At 52.1% G+C, this 3,972-nt stretch carries 3 protein-coding genes and 1 tRNA gene; all 4 read left to right on the forward strand.

Features of this window, described 5'->3' with window-relative positions:
- The first annotated feature begins 537 nt into the window (after positions 1–537).
- The 4 genes from uvrY to G506_RS0117750 all read left to right on the forward strand — a co-directional run bounded on the left by uvrY (position 538) and on the right by G506_RS0117750 (position 3,971).
- Positions 538–1,179: a UvrY/SirA/GacA family response regulator transcription factor gene (gene uvrY / locus G506_RS0117735; protein WP_028118040.1), complete on the forward strand. Its 642-nt coding sequence runs from the start codon at positions 538–540 to the stop codon at positions 1,177–1,179.
- 70 nt (positions 1,180–1,249) lie between these two features.
- A complete protein-coding gene (uvrC, locus tag G506_RS0117740; protein ID WP_028118041.1) occupies positions 1,250–3,100 on the forward strand; it encodes an excinuclease ABC subunit UvrC in 1,851 nt (616 codons plus the stop codon).
- 45 nt (positions 3,101–3,145) lie between these two features.
- Positions 3,146–3,697: a CDP-diacylglycerol--glycerol-3-phosphate 3-phosphatidyltransferase gene (pgsA, locus tag G506_RS0117745; RefSeq protein WP_028118042.1), complete on the forward strand. Its 552-nt coding sequence runs from the start codon at positions 3,146–3,148 to the stop codon at positions 3,695–3,697.
- Between the two features lie 198 nt (positions 3,698–3,895).
- Positions 3,896–3,971 (forward strand) — tRNA-Gly (locus tag G506_RS0117750).
- The last annotated feature ends 1 nt before the right edge of the window (position 3,972 follow it).

The following is a 3,972-nucleotide window of genomic DNA, read 5'->3' on the forward strand; positions in this document are numbered from 1 at the left end:
CCCAAATCGAAAGATTTGGGTTTTTCGTATTGGCATGTTTTAAATGCTGGGCTTAACCTTTTGCTTAAGCCCCAGCGATCTGAAAGTTGCCACACTGGCGAAACACTTCTGCTCAAAATGCGCTAGGGATAACCACCGCTGGTCTAACCATCTTCAATACAATTGATCCTGGCTGCCGTTATTTTGCGCCATTTGCTCTGATGAATTGCCGCAGTCGCTAGCGATTTGTCAACACATATGCAACAACAAATATTCTAGATTTCTCGCACAACTGCAAAGCGTTCTGTGATGTTATTTGCAGCCTTGGTTGACAGCGTGAAGAATTATCTGCTTATGTGGCTTAGCTCCCTTGATATTTAAATAAAATTTAATACTCTAGCCTAGCTTTGCGTTTCTATCAGTGCGACAAAGTATCGAGTACGCCTTAGATTTGGGCGTCAAGGTGTCGTCCGCCCTGGGTTGACGTTGTTGCTTAGCAGCGCTTATCGTTATTTCGAAGCGAAAGCTTCGGTTTCCCTCTGTGTGGAGAGTTGTATTGTGATTAATGTGTTTCTGGTTGACGATCACGCGTTGGTTCGTACCGGAATCCGTCGCATCCTTGAGGATGAGCGTGGAATCAAAGTAGTTGGCGAAGCCAGCGACGGCGAGCAAGCTGCCAGTTGGTGCCGAAAGAATCAGGCCGATGTGGTAGTGATGGACATGAACATGCCAGGGATCGGCGGCCTCGAGGCCACTCGCAAGATTCTTCATTTCAATCCAGATGCCAAGATAGTGATCCTGACGGTGCATACCGAAGAACCGATTCCATCGCGGGTAATGGCGGCGGGAGCGGCAGGTTTCTTAACCAAAAATGCGCCACCGGCTGATATGGTGCAAGCGATCCGTGCGGTCGCGGCGGGGCAACGTTACATCGATCCGGTGATTGCCCAGCAGATGGCGCTACGGCCATTTAATCCAGACAAAAATCCATTTGATGAGTTGTCGGATCGGGAGCTGCAGATCACCTTGATGGTGATCTCGGGGCAGAAGGTGTCGGATATCGCAGAGCAGCTAAATATCAGCCCGAAGACCGTTAACGCCTATCGCTACCGCTTGTTTGAAAAATTGCAGATCAATGGCGACGTAGAACTTACCCGCCTCGCGATCCGCCACGGGGTGCTAGACGCAGAACGCTTGTAGCGGCGTTGAATGGCAGCAAGAAGGTGACTTATCCTAGGTAAGTCACCTTTTTTATTACCTGAGTTGTCCCTTGGTTGCTGAAACTTCTCCTGCGTTTGATCCCAAAGCTTTTTTAAAATCGGTCACCAGTGAGCCTGGGGTCTATCGAATGTTTGATAGACCCGATGGCACGGTGCTGTACGTTGGCAAAGCTAAGGATCTGAAAAAACGGCTAAGTTCCTATTTTCGTAGCAATGTCGACAGCGCCAAGACCCGTGCCTTAGTGGCCAATATTGGCCATATTGAGGTGACGGTTACTCATACCGAAACCGACGCGTTGATCCTCGAGCACGATTACATTAAGCAGTACATGCCTCGGTATAACGTGCTGCTGCGAGACGACAAATCCTACCCCTACATTTTCCTGTCCGATCATCGCCATCCGCGGTTGGCGTTTCATCGCGGTCCTCGTCGTGCCAAGGGCAGTTACTTTGGTCCCTATCCCAACGGTGGCGCTGTGCGTGAAAGCCTGCATCTGATGCAAAAGCTGTTTCCAATCCGCCAGTGTGAGGACGGCTTTTACCGCGCCCGTTCGCGCCCCTGTTTGCAATACCAACTTAAGCGCTGTAGCGGCCCTTGTACCGAGATGATCAGCGACGACGATTATGCTCAGCAGGTGCGCTTGGCTAAGTTGTTTTTGCAGGGCAAAAACCAACAGGTGTTGACCGAGTTGGTCAGCAAAATGGAACAAGCCAGCAACGCCTTGGCGTTTGAACAAGCCGCCGGCTTTCGCGATCAACTGCTGGCGCTGCGACGGGTGCAAGAGCAGCAGGGGGTGCAGGGCAGTAGCGAAGGCGAGGCTGACATCATTGGCATTGCTGCCGATGGCGGCTTGGCATGCGTGCATATGCTGTTTATTCGGGCGGGCAAGATTGTCGGCTCGCGCAGTTACTTTCCGAAATTGCCAAACCACACCGATGTCGAAGAGGTGTTATTGGCGTTTTTATCGCAATTTTATTTCGGCGGCGGGGACGAACGGATGATCCCCAAAGAGGTGATCGTCAATCTCGACAGCGACGAGTTACAGGCGTTGGCGCTGGCGTTAACCGAGCGTAGTGGTAAAAAAGTGGCGATTAAGTCCAAGGTTCGTGGCGAGCGAGCGCAGTTTCAGAAGTTGGCCAGCACCAATGCGACGACCGCCTTGGCCAGCCGCCTTGCCCACAAGAGCACCATTGCCGAGCGCTATCGGCAACTGGAAGAGGCGTTAGAGTTAAAAGAGGGCATTCGGCGGATGGAGTGCTTTGATATCAGTCACACCATGGGGGAGAAAACCGTGGCGTCCTGTGTGGTGTTTAACCGTGAAGGGCCGGCCAATCAGCAGTACCGCCGGTTTAATATCACAGGCATTACCCCAGGTGACGATTACGCGGCGATGACCCAAGCATTGACTCGGCGTTACCAAGGCAGCAGCGATCCAGACAGCTTACCCACTGTGCTGTTTATCGACGGCGGTAAAGGCCAGTTAAGTCAAGCCGAAGCGGTAATGGAGCAGGTGCTAGCGCCAACTGAAATGCCGATGCCACTGTTGGTGGGGGTTGCCAAAGGGGAAAGTCGCAAGCCGGGGCTGGAAACGCTGATTTTGGGCTTTAGCCGGGAAATTATCGATCTGCCGTCAGATTCGCCAGCGTTGCACCTTATCCAACATATTCGCGACGAATCCCACCGTTTTGCCATCAGTGGTCACCGAGCGGCGCGGGGCAAAGCTCGACGCCAATCGACGTTGGAGTCGATCCCCGGTATCGGTGCCAAGCGGCGTCAGCAATTGCTGACTTTTATGGGAGGAATTCAGGAGCTTAAGCGCGCAAGTGTGGCCGAGATCGCTAAAGTGCCGGGCATTAGCCTACAACTAGCGCAAAAGATCCATGACGCATTGCGCAGTTAAAGCCGCTGGGGCATGATTGCTCGGATACTGCGTACTGGATCCACTATGAAGCTCAACATCCCCAACATTTTAACCCTCTCTCGGCTGGTTATGATCCCGGCATTTGTCGGCTTGTATTATGCCCCTTGGAAATGGTCATTCATCGCCGCCGCGCTGTTGTTCGTGATCGCTTCATTAACTGACGCCCTAGATGGTTATTTGGCTCGCCGATTGAACCAATCAACCCCATTTGGGGCGTTTTTGGATCCGGTGGTTGATAAGTTGATGGTGGCCACCGCCTTGGTGGTATTGGTGGCCGAATTGCAACAGCCGTTGATCACTATGGCGGCGGTGGTGATGATTGGCCGCGAGATCGTGATTTCGGCGCTGCGAGAGTGGATGGCAGAGATGGGCAAGCGCGGCATTGTCGCGGTTTCTTGGCTTGGTAAATTTAAAACCGCGGCACAGATGGTGGCGATCACCGGCTTAATTGCTCATTTAAATCCACTGGTTGATCAGATTTCGGTATATCTGCTGTATATCGCGACCTTCCTAACCGTGTGGTCGATGCTGTCATACATCCGTGCCGCTTGGGGTGATTTAACTCGCCACGGTTGAGGTTTAATCTGCTTTTGCGGGTTATTGCGGCGGATTGTCGGAAAAGGCAGCAAACGAACTTTTTTAGTGAAATCCGCCGTTGACCTAGTAACTGTTTTAGTTAGAATACGTCTCGTCTTCAGGGGATAAGCCCCAAACGCTGAGTTAACCAAGCTGAGTGTTGAAGATGAAACAAAGCTGGAAACGGCAGAGTTTAAAGCGGCACTAGCTCAGTTGGTAGAGCGCAACCTTGCCAAGGTTGAGGTCACGAGTTCGAACCTCGTGTGCCGCTCCAA

Origin of the sequence: Ferrimonas senticii DSM 18821 (assembly GCF_000422665.1) — a bacterium.
GTDB classification, from domain to species: Bacteria; Pseudomonadota; Gammaproteobacteria; order Enterobacterales; family Shewanellaceae; genus Ferrimonas; species Ferrimonas senticii.

What these genes read in the sequence shown, in the direction of transcription:
- pgsA (WP_028118042.1), top strand. Translation starts at nt 3,146, where the DNA reads ATGAAGCTCAACATCCCCAACATTTTAACCCTCTCTCGGCTGGTTATG.